Annotated in this window: 15 protein-coding genes and 4 pseudogenes; 6 read left to right on the forward strand and 13 right to left on the reverse strand. The window is 67.7% G+C overall.

Features of this window, described 5'->3' with window-relative positions; translation table 11 throughout:
* The first annotated feature begins 45 nt into the window (after positions 1-45).
* Positions 46-1,944, forward strand: coding sequence for a SpoIIE family protein phosphatase (locus ACQPXS_RS02180; protein ID WP_433446374.1), 1,899 nt, complete (start codon positions 46-48; stop codon positions 1,942-1,944).
* Here ACQPXS_RS02180 and ACQPXS_RS02185 read toward each other — a convergent pair.
* The 4 genes from ACQPXS_RS02185 to nthB form a co-directional block, all read right to left on the reverse strand.
* Positions 1,932-2,393: a flavin reductase family protein gene (locus ACQPXS_RS02185; RefSeq protein ID WP_433446376.1), complete on the reverse strand. Its 462-nt coding sequence runs from the start codon at positions 2,391-2,393 to the stop codon at positions 1,932-1,934. The genes ACQPXS_RS02180 and ACQPXS_RS02185 overlap by 13 nt on opposite strands.
* A gap of 199 nt (positions 2,394-2,592) precedes the next feature.
* Positions 2,593-2,949, reverse strand: a complete 357-nt coding sequence (locus ACQPXS_RS02190) for a nitrile hydratase accessory protein (protein WP_433446378.1) — start codon at positions 2,947-2,949, stop codon at positions 2,593-2,595.
* A complete protein-coding gene (gene nthA / locus ACQPXS_RS02195; protein ID WP_433446380.1) occupies positions 2,946-3,545 on the reverse strand; it encodes a nitrile hydratase subunit alpha in 600 nt (199 codons plus the stop codon). The genes ACQPXS_RS02190 and nthA overlap by 4 nt, the downstream gene beginning before the upstream one ends.
* Entirely contained in the window at positions 3,542-4,207 is a 666-nt protein-coding gene (gene nthB, locus ACQPXS_RS02200) for a nitrile hydratase subunit beta (RefSeq protein ID WP_433455664.1), read from the reverse strand. The genes nthA and nthB overlap by 4 nt, the downstream gene beginning before the upstream one ends.
* A 279-nt stretch (positions 4,208-4,486) precedes the next feature.
* Here nthB and ACQPXS_RS02205 point away from each other — a divergent pair, with 279 nt between their 5' ends.
* Together ACQPXS_RS02205 and ACQPXS_RS02210 are read left to right on the forward strand one after the other, a co-directional pair.
* The gene (locus ACQPXS_RS02205) at positions 4,487-4,711 is read left to right on the forward strand and encodes a hypothetical protein (protein ID WP_433446382.1); all 225 of its coding nucleotides are present in this window, start codon (positions 4,487-4,489) and stop codon (positions 4,709-4,711) included.
* 203 nt (positions 4,712-4,914) lie between these two features.
* Positions 4,915-5,208 (forward strand): annotated as a pseudogene (locus ACQPXS_RS02210) (transposase); the annotation flags it as partial.
* 17 nt (positions 5,209-5,225) lie between these two features.
* Here the strand turns inward: ACQPXS_RS02210 and ACQPXS_RS02215 are convergent.
* Positions 5,226-6,428 (reverse strand): IS110 family transposase, encoded by a 1,203-nt coding sequence (locus tag ACQPXS_RS02215; protein WP_433446384.1) that lies wholly within the window; start codon positions 6,426-6,428, stop codon positions 5,226-5,228.
* Positions 6,429-6,593: 165 nt separating this feature from the next.
* Between ACQPXS_RS02215 and ACQPXS_RS02220 the strand changes: the two are divergent.
* Positions 6,594-7,112 (forward strand): annotated as a pseudogene (locus tag ACQPXS_RS02220) (IS5 family transposase); the annotation flags it as partial.
* Positions 7,113-7,164: 52 nt separating this feature from the next.
* Here the strand turns inward: ACQPXS_RS02220 and ACQPXS_RS02225 are convergent.
* From ACQPXS_RS02225 to ACQPXS_RS02240, 4 genes and pseudogenes are all read right to left on the reverse strand, one after another.
* The gene (locus ACQPXS_RS02225) at positions 7,165-7,593 is read right to left on the reverse strand and encodes an SMI1/KNR4 family protein (protein ID WP_433446386.1); all 429 of its coding nucleotides are present in this window, start codon (positions 7,591-7,593) and stop codon (positions 7,165-7,167) included.
* Positions 7,594-7,814: 221 nt separating this feature from the next.
* Positions 7,815-9,191 (reverse strand): IS1380 family transposase, encoded by a 1,377-nt coding sequence (locus ACQPXS_RS02230; RefSeq protein WP_433446388.1) that lies wholly within the window; start codon positions 9,189-9,191, stop codon positions 7,815-7,817.
* Positions 9,192-9,587: 396 nt separating this feature from the next.
* Positions 9,588-9,707 (reverse strand): annotated as a pseudogene (locus tag ACQPXS_RS02235) (hypothetical protein); the annotation flags it as partial.
* A gap of 241 nt (positions 9,708-9,948) precedes the next feature.
* Entirely contained in the window at positions 9,949-10,665 is a 717-nt protein-coding gene (locus tag ACQPXS_RS02240) for a hypothetical protein (protein ID WP_433446390.1), read from the reverse strand.
* A gap of 180 nt (positions 10,666-10,845) precedes the next feature.
* On the opposite strand from ACQPXS_RS02240, the pseudogene ACQPXS_RS02245 reads away from it, so the two are divergent.
* Positions 10,846-11,010 (forward strand): annotated as a pseudogene (locus ACQPXS_RS02245) (IS1380 family transposase); the annotation flags it as partial.
* Positions 11,011-11,150: 140 nt separating this feature from the next.
* Here ACQPXS_RS02245 and ACQPXS_RS02250 read toward each other — a convergent pair.
* Positions 11,151-11,951: an MBL fold metallo-hydrolase gene (locus tag ACQPXS_RS02250; RefSeq protein WP_433455666.1), complete on the reverse strand. Its 801-nt coding sequence runs from the start codon at positions 11,949-11,951 to the stop codon at positions 11,151-11,153.
* Between ACQPXS_RS02250 and ACQPXS_RS02255 the strand changes: the two genes are divergently transcribed.
* Complete coding sequence (locus ACQPXS_RS02255) at positions 11,925-12,365, forward strand: hypothetical protein (RefSeq protein ID WP_433446392.1); 441 nt, start codon at positions 11,925-11,927, stop codon at positions 12,363-12,365. The genes ACQPXS_RS02250 and ACQPXS_RS02255 overlap by 27 nt on opposite strands.
* A gap of 173 nt (positions 12,366-12,538) precedes the next feature.
* Here ACQPXS_RS02255 and ACQPXS_RS02260 read toward each other — a convergent pair whose 3' ends face one another.
* The 3 genes from ACQPXS_RS02260 to ACQPXS_RS02270 form a co-directional block, all read right to left on the reverse strand.
* Positions 12,539-12,769, reverse strand: coding sequence for a hypothetical protein (locus tag ACQPXS_RS02260; RefSeq protein WP_433446394.1), 231 nt, complete (start codon positions 12,767-12,769; stop codon positions 12,539-12,541).
* 710 nt (positions 12,770-13,479) lie between these two features.
* Positions 13,480-14,961 (reverse strand): MFS transporter, encoded by a 1,482-nt coding sequence (locus ACQPXS_RS02265; protein WP_433446396.1) that lies wholly within the window; start codon positions 14,959-14,961, stop codon positions 13,480-13,482.
* Between the two features lie 315 nt (positions 14,962-15,276).
* Complete coding sequence (locus ACQPXS_RS02270) at positions 15,277-15,954, reverse strand: hypothetical protein (protein WP_433446398.1); 678 nt, start codon at positions 15,952-15,954, stop codon at positions 15,277-15,279.
* Positions 15,955-16,044 lie beyond the last annotated feature (90 nt).

Below are 16,044 nucleotides of genomic sequence, written 5' to 3' on the forward strand. Positions count from 1 at the left end.
CGCGATGATCGGCGGCAGCCCGCCGTCCCTCTTCACCCTTCCCGGGTGGATGAGCCTGGATGCGCCCTGCGCTTCCGCGCGTGCACTGGCCTCGGACAACCGGCTGTTCTTGTCGATCCCGACCCGCCCGAAGCGGATCAGCAGCATGTGCCGCCCTATCCGTACGTCGCCCTTTCGGTCCCTGTCACCGACGCAGACCGGCGCTTCGGCGCCCTCACCGTCCTTCGGCTGGAGACCTTCGGCACCTTCCACGCGACAGAGCACGCAGATTTGCAGGAGATCGGCAACGAACTGGCCACGGCCCTTGCCCAGCTCGCCGAAAGCGGCGCTGCGATCGAAGCCGGCCCCACACCGATGCTCGTGCCTGTGGGTTCCGACCCGGATACGAGCATCTGCACACCGGGCTGGGGAGTATCGGGCGTCCCTGGCTCCGCGGGCACCAGCCTGATGTATCCGCTGCGGCGGCTCGACGACTTGCTGAACCAGGCCACGACCATGGACGCCATCGTCGGGGCAGCCCGGCACTGCCTCATGTCCCCTTTCCGCGCTCAGGCCCTGGTGCTGGCCTCTGCCGGCGAGGGCCGTCTGTGGGTCCTCGGGCCCAGCGGAACCTCCTCCGGCATGGTCCGCAGTCTCCATGGAGCCGGGCTGGAGGCCCGGACACCGGCGGCCGAGGCAATGCGTGGGCGCCCATTGTTCATCTCCGACAGCCGGTCGACGGCAGCCGACTTCGGCTGGAGCGACGGCGAGTCACAGGCCGAGGCGTACCTCCCTCTCATCGGGGGCGCCCAGATCACGGAGCTTCCATTCGTCGGGAGCGGAAGGGTGGTCGGCGTCTGCTGCCTGTCGTTCAAGGAGCCTCGCCGCTTCCCGCCCGAGGAGAGGGCCGTCCTGCGCATGATGGCCGGCAAGCTGGGTGCGGCGGTGGAGCGCGTCGAACTGAATACGAAGCAGCGCGCAGTAGCCGAATACCTCCCAAGGCGGCTGCTGCCCCCTACGCTCCGCGAACTGCCCCGGATGACCACCACGGCGCGGTATCTGCCCGCCGCTGTCACGTCCAAGGTGGGCGGCGACTGGTATGACGTGATCGAACTGCCGGGTGAACGGATGGTGCTGGTCGTCGGCGACGTGGAAGGCCACGCCTTGGAGAGCGCCGCCATCATGGGCCAGGTGCGCACCGCGGTGGCTGCCTATGCGGCCGAAGGCCACCGTCCCGCCGCGGTGATCGACCGGACCGGCAGGCTGCTCACCCAGCTGGGCACCGACCTGCTCGTGACCTGTTGCGTCGTCGCACTGGACACCGTCGACGGAACAGCCGAGGTCGCCCTGGCCGGCCACCCCGCGCCTTTGGTGCTGGGGCCCGACGGGACTGTCGGCACCCTGAAAGCGCCCGCCAACATGCCCCTGGGCATCGACGTGCCGGAGGCCTACCAAGGGCGTGAGCACACTCTCGAGCCCGGGCACGTCCTGATGCTGTACTCGAACGGCCTGGGCGACTGCACGGCAAGCGACCCGGACGCCGACGCGAGAGCGCTGCTCAGCGCCGGCAGTCGCGAGGCCGGGACCGATCTCGAGCAGTTGGCCGACCACCTCGTCACCGATTCAAGTCCCCGGCACCGCCGCGACGACGCGGTACTGCTCCTGGCCCGCTGTGAAGGCGCCGTCGGCGAGGACGCTCCGTGGTCGGGGAACCTGCACATCCAGCGTCGCGACCTGCAAGGGGTGAAGACGGTGCGCGACTTCGTTCACGACCGGTTGTCCTCGTGGGACCTCACGGACATGTCGGACGCCCTTCAGCTCATAGCCTCCGAGATCGTGACCAACGGGCTGATCCACGCGGGCAGCGACGTCGATGTGCGCCTGCGGGCTTTCGCCGATCACGTCCGGCTGGAGGTGCGGGACTCCGACAGCAACCCCCCGTTCCTTCTCCCCTACACCACATGATCGACGCCGTCGTCGCCGACCGGGCTGATGCGGTTGACCACGCGCTCCAAGGAGATCGGCGCCCCCTTCACCAGAGGCACGCGCACCACTTCGGACGGCTCCTTCACCAGGCCGAGCGCCTCGAACTCGTCAACCCCCGAGTCGAACTCGAACGCCGAGCTGTGCAGGGCATGCGCCTGCGGCGATGTGGCCAGGTTGGTGACGAACTCGCCGGTCTGACGGATGTTGACGAGGGTGTCCTTCAGCATGACCGCGTCGGAGCGCGGCTGCAGGGAGAGCGAGGCCATCGGGGGCTTGCGCCCGACCGCGGTGAAGAAGGAGATCGGGGCAAGGTTGGCGACGCCCTCGTGCGAGATGGTGCTCACCCACGCCACGGCGCGCGGAATGATGCTCCCGATCAGCAGTTTGTACGCGTGTGCGGCGTCGAGTTCCGCAGCGTCAATAATCACCGAGGTTCTTCCATCTGGGTTAACTTGGCCACGGCGGCACATTCACTGTGGTGGCCTGCCTCGATTGCGGCAGGCCAGATTCGCTGCCCGCGCAGGGCTCTCCGATTGACCCCGGGGTTCGGAACCCGTGTGTGGCACTTGCACCACCTCCTCGGCCGTCGCCCCTGAAGGTGTTGCGAGGCCGAGAGGGTGTTGCACATCAATGCGCGTGGTCGTGATCGCCCGTGTGGTCGTGGCCCGGGGGGCGTTGGGCCAGGGCGTGGGTGCGGGTGGTGACCTCGTCCGTGGAGACCGCGCACAGGTCGGCGAGGACGTCTTCCAGGGCGGCGAGCCACAGTTGGTAGTAGTTGTATGGTTCGTCCGGCGTCGCGGAGATCTCCCAGGCGGTGATCCTGGCGATGAGCGCGGCCTGGAACTGCGGCCAGGTGAACGCGCCTGCCTCGTAGAGACTGACGGCCATGCCGAAGGCGCGGCTCTCCCACGGCTCGGCGAACACCAACTCCCCGTTGGAGCGGGGCGGTGCGGCCGGGCCCTCAGTGTCCAGCGGCGCACTCATGGCGTTTCCACCTTCGCCACGCCGACCATCGCATCCCTTGTCACCAGCGGCACGAGTTCCTCCTCGGTCAGGTGCTCGGTGCCGGCCGGACGCTCGGGCAGCACCAGCCAGCGGACCTCGCTGCTGGAGTCGCGGACGGTGATCTGCACGTCGGCGTCGAGGTCGAGTCCCATCTCGGACAGCACCGTGCGCGGCTCCTTGACGATCCGCGAGCGATAGGCGGGGTCCTTGTACCAGCTCGGCGGAAGGCCGAGCACCGGCCACGGATAGCAGGAGCACAGGGTGCACACCACCACGTTGTGGCTAGTGGCGGTGTTCTCCACCACCACGATGTGCTCCCCTTGCATCCCTCCGAAGCCCAGTTCCTTGATGGCGGCCGTGCCGTCCTCAAGCAGCCGATGGCGGTACTCGGGGTCGGCCCACGCCCTGGCGACGACCTTGGCGCCGTTGAGCGGACCCACGTTGGTCTCATAGGTGGTGATGAACCCGTCGATCACCTTCGGGTCGATCAGGCCCCGCTCGGTGAGCAACTGCTCGAGCGCCTCGGTACGCAGAGCAATGGGAAGATGCTCAGCCGATCCGTTGGTTGTGGTCATGAGTTTGTCTCCAGGTAGCTCTCGAACATCTCGATGGTGATGGCGAAGGGTTCGGCGTCGGGGCCCCACAATTCGCGTGAGTCGAATCGCACCGAGTAGACGTACTGCGGGTTCTCGCCCAGGAAGTGGGCGTTGGTGTCCGGCAGCACGTGGGCCGGCTGAACGATCTCGACGACGCCGGTATGGCCCCGCACATAACCCGGCAGCCGTGTGTGCCCGGGTACGGACACGTTCTTGGCGCGCACGCGCTCGCCGACGGTGAAGGCCGGAGGGGCGTCCATGGTGCGCAGCGAACCCTCGGCGGTCGGCGCATAGTCCGGCTTGGCGGGCTCCGGGACCGGCGGTTCCTCCACGTGTTCGCCACGCAGGTTGCGGGCACGGGCGTCGACCGCGCCCGGCGCCAGGATCGCGCTGTCGAGGAGCCTCAGCTCCCCGGCGTTGAGCCAGCGCCCGTAGTAGCCGTCGTCCAGATAGGCGGCTCGATCAAGGCGCTCCAGCGCATGCCGGAAGGAGTCCAGGTTTCCCCCGGACACCCGGTTGGACAAGATCGCCACCGCGAATGCCCGACCCTGCCAGGACTCTTCGAAAACAGGTTCATCGCGTCTCGGCGGATGCATGGGGCCCCATCCCGGGGTTCCTCCCATGTCAGCAATACCATCCATCACATAACCTCTCAGACATTCGAAATAGAGAACATATGTGGTCGATTCTTTTTCGGGTGAGACCCCGAACGTCACCACGCGGGCGGCCCTCGAAGCTATTGATCGCCTCGGGCGTCCCGGCCTCTGCCGCCTCACCACCTGGGAGTGGCCAGCGGTACACCAACAAGTAGGAGCATATACTCCTATTGCTGAGGTGGCAAGGACGGACGATGTGCGGATGCAGGACGTGACTGGGCTCTGTCTGTGCCGGCAGGCGGTGCGCATCGGCCGAGGGTCGATATGTTCATCCCGGTCGGCGCCTGCCGACTCAACCTCCAAGAGGGCTGGTGGCGCATCTTCCGCAAGGCCGCCCTGGCCGGCCGTTGCTTCGGCGACCGCGACCACATCACCCACGCCACCGAAGTGGCCACAGCCCAGCTCAACGCCCGCGCCCGACTCCGGATCCGGGGCAGATCCCCGCCACCCACCACGCGCCTACGCCGCCACTATGTGTACATCCTCTGAGGAATCCAGCAGTAGGAGGCGCCGCAGCCCGGTGCCTCCTCGAGCAACGCCGCACCCAGCAACCGGGTGAGCCGGTCGAGGCGAGCGTGGAGGTCCGCGATCTCCTCCAGCCCAAAGCCCCGCGCCGCGTTGATCCGGCGCGGCACCAGCAGCGCGCCGCTGCCTCAGCCCCGTGCCCTCGTGCGTGAGGTAGACACCGGCGGGTGGTGCCGCCGACGGAGGTGGAGGGTCCGCAGGGCGGGGGTCGGCGGCGGAAAGGTGACCGCGAGACCCTTGCGGCGATCATCTTCGTGGCTACCTCGGGCTGCACCTGGCGTCAACTGCCGCCAATGTTCGGGCCTGCCTGGCCCACGGTCTACCGGCGTTTCGCCCAGCGGAGCCGGGCCGGGGTCTGGGCCAGGCTCCACCGGGTCATCCTCGACGAACTCGGCGCCCGCGGTGAACTGGACTGGTCGCGGTGCGCGATCGACTCCGTCAGCGTCCGGGCGGCAAAAGGGTGCCCCTATGGTCTTCGTCAAGCGGGTGTGACGGCCGGGGCCTGGTAGAAGGTGCCGTCGCGGAGCATGGCGAAGAGCACGTCGATCCGTCGTCGGGCGAGCGCGATGACGGCTGCGACGTGGTGCTTTCCTTCCCTGCGTTTCTTGTCGTAGTAGGCGCGGGACTCCGGCTGTTTGAGCGAGGCGAACGCAGCGAGATAGAGGGCGCGTTTGAGTTGCCTGTTGCCGCGCCGGGAGGGGTGCTCGCCGCGGATCGAGGAGCCGGAGGCCCGAGTGACCGGGGCGAGGCCGGCGTAGGTGGCCAGGTGGCCGGCGGTGGGGAAGGCGGTGCCGTCGCCGACGTCGATGAGGATGCGGGCTGCGGTCCTGACCCCGATGCCGGGCATGGAGGTCAGGACCTGGGAAAGAGGGTGGGCCTCCAGCAGGTCCTCGATCCGGACGGACAGGGCTTTGCGCTGTTCGAGGACGGCGGCGAGGGAGGAGGCGAGACTGGGGACGATCAGTGCTGCGGCCTCGGTCCCGGGAACGACGACGGTCTGCTCGTCGAGTGCGGTGAAGATGTCGTTCACCAGGCGCTCGGCCATGCGCGGGGCCTTCGGCCGCAGCAGCGTGACCAGGCGGCGGCGTCCGGCTTTGCGGATCTGGGCGGGTGAGCCGTGTCGCTCCAGCAGGGCGAGGACGGCGGGATGGTCCAGGCGGGGGCCCAGGACCTGTTCGAGGGAGGGGTGGATCTGGGTGAGCAGGCCACGCAGGCGGTTCTTGATGCGGGTGGTTTCAGTGGTGAGGTCGTCGTCGAAGCCGACGATCATCTGCAACTCGGCCGTGGTCTCATCAGCCGGGCCGATGGCTCGGAGCGTGTGCGGCATAGTGCGGGCTGCGTCGGCGATGACGTAGGCGTCCCTCGCGTCGGTCTTGGCCTCGCCTGGATACAGGTCGGCGATCCGACGCATCGTCAGTCCCGGCAAGTAGGCGATCCGGCAGCCCATGTCCCGGGCGACCGCCAGAGGCAGGGCGCCTATGGAGGCGGGCTGGTCGACCACGACCAGTACGGTGCCGTGCTTGGCCTGGAGCTTCGCGAACAGCTCGCGCAGCTTGGGCTCGGTGTTGGGTAGAGGCTTGTCGAAGGCCTTCTTCCCGGCCGGGGTGAGGGCAGTGGCGTGATGCTCGCCTTTGCCGACGTCCAGACCCAGGTAGACGTCGACGGTCTCGTCCTGGTTCACGCGAACATGCTCCCCACCGCAGAACGGTCCCGGCCTGCCTGCGGCATCAGCGTGCCGGCATCCACGTTACGGAGAGCCTGCCTCACCCAGTGCGGGTTCGGCGCCCATGCCCCTGATCAGCGGTCTGCCGATGCCTCCGTGCCCGGTGACAGCACCCTTTCGATCATGACTGACTGGGCCACAGAATCATGCCGGGACCGGAGGCCGGGAGCCCCGTTGCGGGGCCATGAAGAAGGTAACGGGCCACTGACCGGACCGAATCCGACCGACCGCGGCAAGAACGGATCGAAGATCCACCTGATCACCGACCGGAACGGGCTGCCCCTGTCGCTGGGCATCTCCGGCGCCAACATGCACGACAGCCTCGGCCTGAAACCTCTCGTGCGCGGCATCCCGCCCATCCGTTCCCGGCGAGGCCCACGCCGCCGACGACCGGCCAAGCTCCACGCCGACAAGGGATACGACTACGACCACCTGCGCCGATGGCTCCGCAAGCGCGGCATCCGCCACCGCATCGCCCGCAAGAGCATCGAGTCCTCCACACGGCTGGGCCGCCACCGCTGGGTTGTCGAAAGGACCGTGTCCTGGCTGGCCGGCTGTAGACGCCTGCACCGCCGCTATGAGCGCAAGGCCGAGCACTTCCTCGCCTTTGTCGGCATAGCCGTAGCCCTCATCGCCAGCCGACGTCTTACGGACAGGATGAAGAACACGGCGAGATGTCACCAGCTCCGTAGCGCTACCGGTACCAGTCCCCGGTCTCTCGCAGGGCCCTGTGCAAGTACTGCTCCAAGCCGTACGTCACCAGATACCTGCTGTCCGTTTCGTGGTCCCAGACGAAGACTTCGTCCCGTGCGGGGGTGCGGATACAGGCGAACTGATCGCCTCCCCAGTTGCTGCCGAAGAACATCAGCGGTTCAAACGGCATGTAGAGGTCCACAAAATCCCGTGAGCCACGGAACGCTGCGTTGTCCGCAATGATCCGCTCGACTGGCCAGATCACGTCCAAGCCCTGGTAGGTCACGCCGTTGCACTCCTGCAGCAACTCCGCCAGGTCTTCGGGAAGCCGTTGCCCAAGCGCCTGCTCGACTCCCGTCAGGACGTCGTCGCCTGCCGGAGGCCCGAGCTCGACAGCCGAGGTCACCTCAAGGATCAGATCTCGCCACATGGCATGAGCTTCTCAGACGACGGCCAGCCATAAGCAACGGCGTCTTAGCCTCGATCTTTCGTGACGGTCCGTCGGTTCGTCCGTCGGTTCGTCCAGCGGGCCGTTTCGGCTTAGCGGGGACTGGTGGGCACGCTGGTGGCCCGGCTGTCGCGTCGGGTGGGCGCCGGGTTCCACTGCTCCGGTCAGGAGTCAGGCTCGTCTGGACAGGACATCGTGGCTGCTCAGCCGGGGTCCGGTAGGGCCTGCAACCGCTCGAACGCGGTGATGATCGCCTGTGTCCAGGGCCAGTGGCGGGCAAGCCGAAGCCAACGACGACGGCCTGTCGTGACGAGCTGGGCGGCGGCGGAGAACAGGCGAAGCCGCAGACGCTTGGGCTCCCAGCGCCGGGCGGGTCCGTCGAGGGCGAGCATGGGCATCCACGCGAGCAGGTCGAGGGCGATCTGCACGATCTCCAGCCAGACGCGGTTCTGCGCGGCGTCGTGCAGGGGCAGATTGCGCAGGCCAGTGTCACGGGCGGCTCGGATCCGATCCTCGGCCCTCGCCCGCTGGCGGTGCCGCAACTCCAGCTGCGCGATCGGGACGCCGGTGGTGTTGGTCGCGAAGCAGGTGATCCTCATGCCGTCGGCGTCGGTGATTCGCAACTGAGCGCCGGGGTGCGGCCGTTCCTTGCGGACGATCAATCGCATGCCCTTCGGCCAGCCCTTCAGGACGTCGCCGGCGATCTCGCAGACCCAGGCGCCGTCGCGGACCTGACCATCCGGTTCGACCGCGGGCGTCCACGCGGAAGCGGGGGCCAGGAGGACGGCCTGGTGGACCGCCTCGGTGACGACCATCCCGACCGAGTACGACAGCCAGCGTCCCCGTGCGGTCAGCCAGTTCAGGAAGTCGTGGGTGCCGCCTGCGGAGTCGGTGCGGATCAGCGGGCGCCGTCCGCGTCGGTGCTTGGTCGGCAGCTGGGCCAGCGCCAGGCGGGCCGCTTCGATGTGGTCGCTCGCGGTATTGCTGCCCGCGTTGCCCGGCCGCAGCAGACCCGCGACCGGCTCCCCAGAGCCCTCAAGGCCGTGATCGACGAAGGCGAACAGTGGATGATGGCCAAAGGTCTTCTTCCACGTCGCGGCGGCGTCCTGCTTCTCAGAGTGGGCGAGGACCAGCACGCCGTCGATGTCCACAACGACGCGCCCGCCTGTGTTCGGAGCGGCCAGGCCGGCCAACTTCCACACCTGCTGGCGGACTTGCGACCGGGCCCGGCGGACGGCCACGAGCGCACGCGGACCGGCGGCTGCAAGGGTGGCGACCAGGCGTGAGACAGTTGGGTCGGAGGCGACCTGCCCGAACACGGCGGGCTCGGCCCGCAGCACTCCGACGTCCGCCAAGCAGTCCCCGCCCAGCGCGACCGCCAGGGCGACATCGAGCAGGATCTTGCCCGGGTCGTGCACTGCCCGGGGTTTGCACCAGGGCGCGAGCGCCGTCGACAACGCGACATCCAGCCCGGCCCTGCGGGCGGTCTCCACCAGCAGTACCCCGCCGGCCTGCGAGACCACCCCGCTGCCGTCACCCGAAATCCGCAGGCGCGGGTAGGAATCGATACGCTTGCTCACCTGAGAAGTGCCTCCGGCTGGTGCGGGAACGAGGGCCTCGACAATCCTCATTCTCGCTGGTCAGGGGCACTTTTCGCTGAGCTGATCACCTGCCGGACAGCCACTTGCGTGAGCATTGAACGGCCTCGCGCACACGATCCGCGAGGAGGTGAGGCAAACGACCCTGTCCGCACCCCGGGTCCCGTTCTTTACCGTGCGGGCGACCTCACCGATGAGAGCGTACCTCGGCACACGCAACCGGTCGGGCTCCTATCCCTTCACCTACAAAGTGCCTCCGCAACGACAGTCGGCAGCACTCTCAACAGCCCCATCTGGGCACGTCAGCGACCTTCCGGAAGTACCGATCAAGATCAGGTAGCTCGACTGGTGAAAGCCCGAGGTTAGTTGGCCGCAACTGAGCATGCGGACACGGCGTATGACGGCGTACGAGCCGTTCGCCATCCACTCCGGGTCGCCCGACAGGGGCACGAAGATGGGCTCCTCGAAGTCGGTGTCGGTCGGTTTGGGATTTCGGGTGCTAACGCAGGAAGTCCCCGGCTCTGGCGAGGAAGTCGTCGACGTCTTCGGTGAAGTGCCAGCTGTCCCGACCCGTGCTTCATGATTCCCGACGCGCCGGACCGCTGGGAATGCGCACGTCCAAAGACGTCATCGCCGACCTGCCCGGTGCCGCCGCCCGGAAACAGCCCTCACTGTCCGGGGTCCGGTTACCGGCTTTCCCCACGAACGAGCACGGAGGTCACCGGACTTCAACTACCCGTCAGATGAACAGGACACTCTCGACATCGATCGTGACGAGTTCCACGTCCCGGTCCACCGTTCCGTCCTCCCGCCGCCGGTGGACGCGCCGCCGGGTCGGGACCATGATCCCGTCGAACTCCTTGTAGTCGGAGACGTAGTGCGCGGCGGGCCCGGCGCCGATGACCTCGGGCGTGTAGTCGTGCCTGCGCAGCAGCCCGTCGGAGCCGAAGTAGAAGACCTGCTCGGCGCAATGCGTCGCGATGTGGTCAGGGAAAGTGACCCGCAGGCGCCTCCAGGTCTCCCCCTCCTCCGTCACCGGGGAGACTTCCACGGCCTCGAAACCGGGAGAGGCGAAGGTGAACGGCGACGTCAGGTAGGTCCACATGGCCTCCCCTGCGAAGTAGGCCACGTGCAGCACGTCCCAGGGATCGCGCACGTCGCTCGGGAACGACGCACGAGGGTCGGTACGCTCGGCCGTCACCTCTCCGGTCACGGTCTCCACGGCCACCCGCTGCGCGGTGAAGGACGTCCGCAGATGCGGTGCGGTGAAGGGGTAGTGGCTGGCACGCTGCTGGTGCAGGTCGAGCCGTACGGCCACATGGCTCAATATCCCTTCCTGCCCCTTCAGCCTCCACAGCGAGCCGCCGACCCTGTGATGCACAGTCGCCGAGGTGAACCGGTCGTAGCGGTCCAGGCCGCCGTGCGCCTCGATGACGCGGGTGACGAGATCACTCATGGCGGACTTCTCCTTGCCCTGTGGATTTTCGCGGAAATACGACCGGTCGGTACACCCCGGCCGCCGAGGCGACACACCGGCCGGTGCAGCCAACCTCTCATTACGAGTATATGCGCACATTGAGGAACGGCCAGCCGGTCGGGAACCGCTCAAGCGCGACCGGCGGGAGAACGGGCTTGCCAGGTCCGCGACGGGGCCTGGGGTGCCGAGCTCACGGGCAAGCTGCTGGACGGCTGGCGCAGCGGCATGCGGCTGATCGTCCGCAAGGAACTACCTGTCCCAGCCGGCCAGTTGAGAATCACGGACGCGGACGGCATGCGGATCACGTGGTTCGCCACCAACACCCCCAGCCACCTCGCCCGCCTCGCACTCGCCCTCGCAGCTTCATCAACTCAATGGGCAACAGGGTCCCATGATCACTCAAACCTGGTCGGGTACGCCGCGGTAGGCGCAGTTCTCTTCTGTCGCAGGGGTCCGCGTCAGGCTCAGGCGGGCGCGCTCTCAAGGTGCAAAGACGTGCCGGACGAGCTTGGTACCCAGGCCGACGGGAGCGCAGCAGCCAGTGCATGCTGAGCACGCCAGCCTGTGCAGCGGCCGGGAACGACTAGGCTCGGCGCGAATTGCGCCAGGGCGGTGATTGTCGGCGGAATGATCGGTTCGAATGCCGGCCCGCTCAGATGCAGTCCGCCGACGAGGGCATGGAGCCGTTCGACCTGGGTGAGGCGTAGGGCGTGCCGAACGAAGTTGACCGCGCCGGCGTGGCCGCAGCCGGTCAGCACCACCAGTCCGTGCCCCCGGAGGTTCACGACGAGGGCCTGATCGTCGATGATTTTCGCGTCGTGTGCCCACCGCTCGCCCGTCCACGCCTCATGACTGGGCGGCATGCCCCGTTCGAACTCGGTTGTCCTGTCGACTTCACCGGTGATCAGTACGCTCTCATCGAGGAGCAGGGAGGGTACGCGCCGTTCCACCACGTCGAATCCCCCCTGGCGCAGAGCCTTCTTGCTGACGGTGGGAAACGGCTGGATCTGTGAACCCGGGAGCACCATGCGACGGCGCGTCCACACCTCGGCATGTACGAGCATCGGCATGGTCGAGGCGCGCCGACGTCCCGCGAGTCCGGCCAGACCTCCGGCGTGGTCGAAGTGGCCGTGACTGAGCACGACCGCTTGGAGATCGTAGAAGCGCACTCCGAGCCGGTCGGCGTTGACGACCATTGCTGTCGGCGAGAGCCCGGCGTCGAACAGCAGCGAGCTGGTGTGTCCGAGCCGCTTGATCGTGACCAGCGCGGAGAAGCCGTGCTCGGCGACGAGGCCGACGAAGGTCTCGCCCTCCTCGAAGTGCGGCGCCGGCTTGACACCGGCGCTGAAGGGAGCACGGCGCGTGCGCTCATCGCCGCCCAGCAGAGCGTCGTAGAGGTTGTCGACGAGAATCGTGATCTCGACCTCGTCGACCGGTTAAAGACGAATGGGGTCCACCGCGGGCCCGAAGGCGGGACGAGGCGTAGCACTCGCCGCTTCGGCGGCGATACCTGCAGCAAGACACATGGGATTGGCTTCTGCCGATTGTTCGGCTTGTTCGTCGCTGACGCGCCGCCCACGACTATTGACGCGGACCTTCTGGTTGGCCCGATCAGCCGGGTGTGCCGTGACGGCCGCGAGGGGGCCATTGACATCGCCACAACCACCACAGTGGCCTAGAGCGGGGGCGCACGCAGCCGGGACACGTGCCGGACGGGCTGCGCACCGAGGCGGCCGACCGGGCTCTGTCGCTGCTTTCGAGGCAGCCCGGCCCACGGTGATGCTGCGCTGCTCATCGTTGCGTGCGGAAATCAGGGGCGGCTGCCTGCTCCGATCGGGCCCCTCGGGGGCGGTCAGCTTGCCGACCTGGCGGGGCCGAGCCCGAACGCGGAGCGGTTCTCGTTGATGAACTTCTCGACCGTGACCAGCGGTTGACCGGTGATACTCGGGGCCGCGTCGCTGACGCCTGCCAGCAGCCCCTCCTGCTGGTCGATGATGATCGCCTCGAAGTGCTTGAGCTTGGCGGTGTCGTTCAGAAGCCACGAGCATGAGCCCGGCGAGGACCGAGCCGAACAGGACCGCACCCACCACGTCGCAGAGGCGCGAGGCCACATGCCGGGTGCGCGGCACGACGAGAGCCGCCGACACGAGTGCGCTCCCGCTCACCATCGCACCAAACCGGAAGCTGCCGTGGTACCCGAGGGCTTCGGTGCTCAGACCGATCAATGGGTACCCCGGGCCGACACCGGTCACGGTGATGATCAGCAGCAGCGCGATGGTCGAGCACGAGCGGTCCGGCGGCAGGCTGTCCCGGGCGGTCGCGATGTTCAAGGGGCTCAGGCCGAGCCCGACGCCTTGAAGAGCCCTGCCCGCGACAAGCGAGCCGAAGGGCCGCGAGCACGCTACCCACCAGCACGACCGACAGACGAACAGGATCATCGGGCGCCACGGCGGACCGTCGCCCAGCTACCCCTTCGTGGGTGTGGCGACCGCCCCGACGAGCAGGGTGATGGTCAGGGACCACGGGGCTTTGGAGAGCAGCATGTGCTCGACGGCGGCAATCGTGGGTAATCAACGGCGAGCCGAGACTGCTGATCACCGCCATCACTGCGTTGAGGGATACGAGCACGGGTACCAGTGCTCGCCGAAGCCGAGCAGCATCTAATGGTTCCGTGCCCATGTTTCTCTCCCGCGTGTCCCGACACGGTTTGGGTGTCGGTGAGCAAGCGGCCCTGGCGAAGGTCATCAAACCGATTCCTCAGTCCCAGGGCAGGCCAGGGGCTGCCATCGGCGGTCAGGCGGTTGGTGCCGGTGCGGTGGCGCGGCGGAGCTGGGGAAGACAGATGATCACTCCGCTGAGCAGGCCCAGAGCGCCGAAGAGCCAGTAGGCGTTGTGGAAGGCGTTGAGCGCGGTGCTGACGCTGCCGGGTGTGCCTACGACGGCGGCGAAGAGGCTGACACCGAGGACGGCGCCGAGCTGGCGGAAGCTCTGGTTGATCGCGGAGCCGACCGCGAACTGGGCAGGCGGCAGGGGCTGGGTGGAGGCGACGGACAGCGTGGGCAGATTGATGCCGAGGCTGATTCCGGTGACCGCCATGGCGGGAAGCCAGAGGGCGGCCCAATGCGAGTGGGCGGAGAGCGCCAGCGCCAGGGCGCCCTGGGCAAGGGCGAAGAGGACCGCCCCGATGAGGAACACGACCTTGTGCCCGTATGTGTGCACCATCCGGGTGGCCGGGCGTGCGGTGATCACCGTCATGACCGGGTTGGGCAGGCAGGCCAGGGCAGCGATCAGCACCGAGTAGTGCCACACCGTCTGCAAGAAGATGAAGTTGCTCAGGATCACGGCGAAGAACGCCAGACCGAACACCAGCGAGGCCGCGTTGACCAGCCGGAACTGGTGGACCTTGAACAGCGTCAGATCCATCACGGGCCGGGCCGCGGTGCGGGTGCGCCACACGAAGACCGGCAGCAGCACCACAGCGACGGCGAAGGCGGCGATCACCCAGAGGCTGGACCAGCCCCAGCTCGGGCCCTCGACGATGCCCAGGCTCAGCGCGGCGGGAATCACCGCGATCAGCACCGCCCCGAGCGGGTCGGGGATTCCGCGGGCGCCCTGCTCGCGAGTCTCGCGCAATAGCCGCAGCCCGACGACGAGGACCAGCGCGCAGATCGGCACGTTCACGAGGAAGATCCAGCCCCAGGAGGCGTACTTGATGAGCAGTGCACCCAGGGTGGGGCCGATCGCGGCGGCGGCCGCGGCCATCGTGCCCCAGGTGCCGATGGCCGCAGGGCGGCGCGAGGGCGGGAACTCGGGCAGGATCAGGGCCAGCGAGGTCGGGATGGTCAGCGCGGCGAAGACCCCCTGCAGCCCTCGGGCGATGATGAGCACCGTCACGCTCTGGGCGAGCCCGCACAGCGCGCTCATCAGGCCGAAGCCGGTCATGCCGATGAGGAACACATGCTTGCGGCCGTAGCGGTCGGCCAGGCGTCCGGCGGGTATCAGCACTGCGGCGAAGACCAGGCTGTAGATGTTCAGCACCCAGCTCAGGCGCCCGGTGGTGGTGTGGAAGCTGTGACCGATCGTCTCGAAGGCGACGTTGACGATGGTGGTGTCGAGGAACACCACGAACACACCGAGGCTGCTCAGGGCGAGTACGCGCCCTGCGTGTCGGCGCGCCGCAGGGTCCTGGCGCTCGTCCAGGGCGGTACCACCCTGGGCCGCGCCCGAGGCCGTGCGCGGGGACGGAGCGCTGGTGGTCCGCTCGGGAATGGACATGTGCCGTTCCTTGTCTCGTGGGCGGCGGCCGCAGGTCCGGATCCGTTGCCCGAGGAATAGATAGGAGCATATCCTCCTATTCGGGTGAGATGCAAGGACCAGGGGGGAAGAGCAGGCCGGTCACCCGCCGGCACCGCCCGGCACGCTCCGGGCAAATGTGTTGGTCGACCGGCCCGTTGACGCCAGGAACTGCCCGATCGCGGCGGCGCTGGAGATCGCCGGCGAGCGGTACGTCGCTGCCGGCGCCGCGCGAGATGGCACACGGCGTGCACCGGTTCTCCGAAGATCACCGAATGCAATCCCACCAGGGGCCTCCTACTTCTTCAGCACGCCCCAGAGCTGGTTGTCGTGGACACGCGCCGGGTTGCCGAGCAGGTGAGCAACGCGTATCGGCTTGTCGGCCGCATGCCTGTGGCCCGGCTCGCCGTAGTAGGTCATCGCGAACGGGTGGGCGTAGTCCGTGCTCGAGCCATTGACGATCGGGAAGTACCCCTTGGCCGCAGTCCTGGGAGAATCGGCGGTGTCGATGATCCACACCGTGGTGCCCGGCATGTCGCACGACTGCAGGGAGAGCCTCTCGTTCTGGTGCGCGGCAGCCTCGAGACCCACGCACAGGTGGCTGGGCACCCCCCTGGGCGCGAACTCGAGCTGCGCGGCGTTCAGGTTGCCGTAGTGCTTGTTCACGTCAGCGGATACCAGGCCGGCCTTGAAGAAGTCCGAGACCAGACCCCCGCGGTGGCCGATGATGTCCTGCCCCGGGTTGGAGCCGTTGACGCGGTTCAGGACGGTCGGCTGGCCGACCTTCGCCACGCCATGAGACACGGTCTCGATGAAGTTGGGGTTGGCGGCTGTGCCGAACTCAGCGCTGAAGACCGCGATCTTCGCAGGGGCGGGAGTGGCCGCACGCGCGGAGAACGCACTCGCAGTGCCGATGCCGCCAGCCGCCGTGGTCAGCAGCGCCGCCGCCGCGAGTGACTTGATCTTGATGAACATATCGGATTCCTTTCTCAGGTCGCAGCCCGTACGCGGATGGCACGGTTGGAGTACTTCAGATAGGAGCATATGCTCCTAATTGAGGTGTGG

Source organism: Streptomyces sp. CA-142005 (assembly GCF_050942335.1).
Classification (GTDB): Bacteria; Actinomycetota; Actinomycetes; order Streptomycetales; family Streptomycetaceae; genus Streptomyces.

What these genes read in the sequence shown, in the direction of transcription:
- ACQPXS_RS02190 (WP_433446378.1), bottom strand. Translation starts at nt 2,949, where the DNA reads ATGAGTGCGCCGCTGGACACTGAGGGCCCGGCCGCACCGCCCCGCTCC.
- nthA (WP_433446380.1), bottom strand. Translation starts at nt 3,545, where the DNA reads ATGACCACAACCAACGGATCGGCTGAGCATCTTCCCATTGCTCTGCGT.
- nthB (WP_433455664.1), bottom strand. Translation starts at nt 4,207, where the DNA reads ATGGATGGTATTGCTGACATGGGAGGAACCCCGGGATGGGGCCCCATG.
- ACQPXS_RS02205 (WP_433446382.1), top strand. Translation starts at nt 4,487, where the DNA reads ATGTTCATCCCGGTCGGCGCCTGCCGACTCAACCTCCAAGAGGGCTGG.
- ACQPXS_RS02225 (WP_433446386.1), bottom strand. Translation starts at nt 7,593, where the DNA reads ATGTGGCGAGATCTGATCCTTGAGGTGACCTCGGCTGTCGAGCTCGGG.
- ACQPXS_RS02240 (WP_433446390.1), bottom strand. Translation starts at nt 10,665, where the DNA reads ATGAGTGATCTCGTCACCCGCGTCATCGAGGCGCACGGCGGCCTGGAC.
- ACQPXS_RS02265 (WP_433446396.1), bottom strand. Translation starts at nt 14,961, where the DNA reads ATGTCCATTCCCGAGCGGACCACCAGCGCTCCGTCCCCGCGCACGGCC.
- ACQPXS_RS02270 (WP_433446398.1), bottom strand. Translation starts at nt 15,954, where the DNA reads ATGTTCATCAAGATCAAGTCACTCGCGGCGGCGGCGCTGCTGACCACG.